The sequence below is a fragment of the Streptomyces sp. UH6 genome, from assembly GCF_013421635.1.
GTDB lineage: Bacteria > Actinomycetota > Actinomycetes > Streptomycetales > Streptomycetaceae > Streptomyces > Streptomyces abyssomicinicus.
In genome coordinates, this window is record NZ_JACADT010000619.1 from 1 (window position 1) to 3,471 (window position 3,471).

The 3,471-nt window shown below is 73.3% G+C and carries 3 protein-coding genes; 1 reads left to right on the forward strand and 2 read right to left on the reverse strand.

Translation table 11 applies throughout. The features are described from left to right. The coding region (locus HW445_RS23115; RefSeq protein WP_180222885.1) for an enoyl-CoA hydratase-related protein at positions 1-632 on the reverse strand (632 nt) is incomplete at its 3' end. 345 nt (positions 633-977) lie between these two features. Between HW445_RS23115 and HW445_RS23120 the strand changes: the two genes are divergently transcribed. After that, positions 978-1,922: a GNAT family N-acetyltransferase gene (locus HW445_RS23120; protein ID WP_308799736.1), complete on the forward strand. Its 945-nt coding sequence runs from the start codon at positions 978-980 to the stop codon at positions 1,920-1,922. 102 nt (positions 1,923-2,024) lie between these two features. Here HW445_RS23120 and HW445_RS23125 read toward each other — a convergent pair whose 3' ends face one another. Beyond that, entirely contained in the window at positions 2,025-3,254 is a 1,230-nt protein-coding gene (locus HW445_RS23125; RefSeq protein WP_180222886.1) for an acetyl-CoA carboxylase biotin carboxylase subunit family protein, read from the reverse strand. Between the last annotated feature and the right edge of the window lie 217 nt (positions 3,255-3,471).

The window sequence follows — 3,471 nt, forward strand, 5'->3', positions numbered from 1 at the left end:
GCCGGGGCGTACATCCGCGACTTGATGGTGCCGAGCGTCTCGCTCGCCTTGCCGGCCAGCGACGCCGCCAGTTCCACCGCGGTCGTGCGGACGGCGTCCTCGGGGACCGCCCGGTCCACGACGCCCGCGGCCAGCGCCTCCCCGCCCCCGAAGCGGCGGGCGGTCACCATCGCCTCGTGCGCCGCCTGCGGCGTCAGCCGGGACTGGATCAGGGCCGACATGCCCGGGGTGAACGGGATGTGGATGTCCGCCTCCGGCAGGCACCAGAACCCGCGGTCGGCGCGCATCACCCGGAAGTCGTGCGCCAGCGACAGCATGGCCCCGGCGGCGAAGGTGTGCCCCTGGAGCGCCGCGACCGTGATCACCGGGAGCGACAGCACGCGGGCGAAGAGGGCGTGGACGGAGACCACGTACTCCTGGTGCCGGTCGGCGTGGGCGAAGAGCCAGTCCAGGTCGAGGCCGTTCGACCAGAACTTGCCCGTGGCGGCGGTCACCAGGGCGCGCGGGCCCTCCGCCTTCTCCACCTCGTCCAGGGCGCTGTTCACCGAGGCGATCCAGTCCGGGTGGAAGCGGTTCTCGCCGTCTCCGAGATCCAGAACGAAGACGTCGCCCTGACGGTCGAGAGTGGGCATGGCTGCTCCTTTGCGCACGGGTCGAGGCGGTGACACCAACCTACTAGCCAGTAACTTATGGCGCACCCGCAGTGCCTGGCAAGTGGTGTGCGCACCTTCGCGAGCGGCGGAATCTGAGCGGTGGCCGTCCGGGCAGCGGAAATCCGATGGTGCGACCGACGAGTGGCCTGATAGTCATACGGGCGGCCCGTTTCGCACCGGGCCGTGTCCACTCCCGCCGCTGAGAGGAGGGGTAAGTCATGTCGACGCCCCGTACGCCCACCACGCTCGTCCCTTCCGGCACCCCGCACACCGCCTGACACCGGGCCCGGACGGCCGAGCGCTCCTCAGCAGAGAGTCCCGACCGTGAACCCAGCTCTTCTGACCGTGCGTCCGCTCACCGGACGCGACGAACTCGACCTCTTCCTCGGCCTGTCCTACGCACTCGACGCGGAACTCGCCGCCGACCTCGACGAAGGCCGCCGCCGACCCGACCGGATGTGGGTCGCCCACGACGGTGACCGGCTCCTCGCCCGGCTCGCCTGGTGGAACCGCCTCGGCGCCGACCGGCCGCTGCTGCTCGACGTCCTCGACGTCGACGACACCCTGCCCGCCGCGGACCGCCTGGACGTCGGCGAGCACCTGCTGCGCACCGCCATGTCCACGGTGCTCGACCCCGCGGCGCCGGTCCCGGAGTACACGCGCTTCGTGCCGCCCGGCTGGCGGGACGTCCCCGCCGTCCGGCGCGCCGTCGAGGACCGCATGGCGATCGCCGAACGCACCGGAGCCCGCCTCTTCGTCGAACGGCTCCGTCTCGACCGCTCCCCGGGCCTGCCCGTACCCCCTCCCACGGGCCGCCTGGTCTTCCGCACGCCCCGCGACGAGCGTGAGCTGACCGGCCTGATGGCGCGTGTGCTGGAGGGGACCCTGGACGCCCACAGCCTGCACGACCTGACCACCATGTCGGCCCAGGAGGCGGCCGAGGCGCAGTACGCCGACGAACTGGCCCGCTACCGCAGCCCGCGCGACTGGTGGCGGGTCGCCGAACTGCCCGACGGCGGGCCGGTGGGCTTCGTCGTCCCCGCCCACAACGGCTACAACCCGGTCATCGCCTACCTCGCCGTGGTGCCCGAGCACCGCGGCAAGGGATACGTGGACGAGATCCTCGCCGAGGGCACCCGTGTCCTCACGGCCCAGGACGTGCCCCGCATCCGCGCGTCGACGGACCTGGGCAACGTCCCCATGGCCGCGGCGTTCGCCCGCGCCGGGTACGTGGACTTCGAGCGGGAGATCAACATGACCTGGAGCTGAGCCACGTCGGGCTCCCGGTGCCGCCCGGTCCCGCGGGCCGGGCGGCCGGGCGCACACCACGGCGGCCCGACCGGTCGCCGCGCGGAAGCCGGGCGCGTCCGGTCAGGTGGTGATCACCGGCCGGTGCGCGTCCAGGGTGCGCAGGTCCCGCAGCAGGGCCTCCTGGTCGGCGTTCCACAGCAGGACGCTCGCGGCGAAGTCGCGGATGTCCTCGGGGGCCTCGGTGGTCCGTCCCACCTCCACGTTCCACTGCCACCGGTGGTCGCTGAGCAGCTCGGCCTCCCGCAGGTCCGCGACGGTGCCCGGCACGTGGGGGAAGTAGGCCCACGCGGCGTGCAGCCCGGTCGCCTCCGGCTCGGCCGGGCGTTCCCCGCGCTGGAGCCGGAAGTGCGACTCCTCGACGTCCACGCCCCAGGCGATCCGGCTGGTGGAGGGGACCAGGGCCGCCGGAGCCCGTGCGGCGATCTCCAGGAAGACCAGCTCGCCGTCGGCCCGGCGGAACACCTCGTGGTGGAACACGCCGTCGCGGGGCTTGTCGGGGAAGGCCTCGATCACCTGACGGTTGAACGCGCGGAGCGCGGCCGCCTCGGGGGCGTCGTCGGGCACGGTCCAGCTGGCGCAGAGGCGGCCCTTCAGATAGTCGTAGCACGGGTGGAGGTACCGGTTGACCTTGGCGTGCAGGATCCTGCCGCCCTGGACGGTCGTGTCCACGTGGAACAGGTCGCCGTCGAGGTACTCGTCCAGCTCGAACCGCCGGCCGTCCGTGTCGCGGGCCCAGGCGTGCAGGGCCGCGGCGTCGGCGAGGACCGCGGTGCCGACGCTGCCGGACTCGTCGAGGGGCTTGACGAACACCGGCCAGCCGAGGTCGGCGCCCAGCTCGGCGGCGTACCGCTCCGGGTCGCGGTGGTGGTCGGCGGCGGACCACTCGCGGTGCCTCGGCAACCGGACGCCGGAGTCCGCCAGTGCGGCCTTCATCGTCAACTTGTCCACGAACGGCGCCAGTTGCGCGGGCCGGTCGCCGGGGACACCGGTCAGGACGCGGGCCTCGGCGACGGCCCCCAGGGCGTACTCGTCGTGGCACACCAGCCGGACGCCGTCACGGTCGCCCTCCGGGAGCGTCTCCCGCAGCTCCGTCACGCACGCGGCGATGCCCCGCGCGCCGAAGTCGTCGTGGACGACCACCCGGTCGAAGGCGTCCACCCGGTTGCGCTTCACCAGCTTCCGGTACTGGGCGGGACTCGTCATCAGGACGGTCCTGCGGTCCGGCCGGGCCAGGACGGCCGGGTCGATCCGGAAGGACGCGATGTTCTGGACGATGACGTCGGTCAGCATGAAGGGCTCCCGTCCGGACGGTGCGGGCCGGCGTCCTGCCGGAAAACCGGTCCCCGCACCCCGGCCCGTGCCGTCGGCACGGCGCCGCGGGGCGCCCGGGCGGGTGGTCCGTCGGTCGGCGTCGCTGCGCGCTGCATGGCGATCCTCTCTGCAACTTGCCTCTGTCGGCGTCGCGTCGGTTATCCGGCCGCGCACGCTCCATGCGCGGAGGGGCAGT

Excerpts from the sequence above, each read along its gene's own strand:
- HW445_RS23125 (WP_180222886.1), bottom strand. The coding sequence starts at position 3,254 with ATGCTGACCGACGTCATCGTCCAGAACATCGCGTCCTTCCGGATCGAC.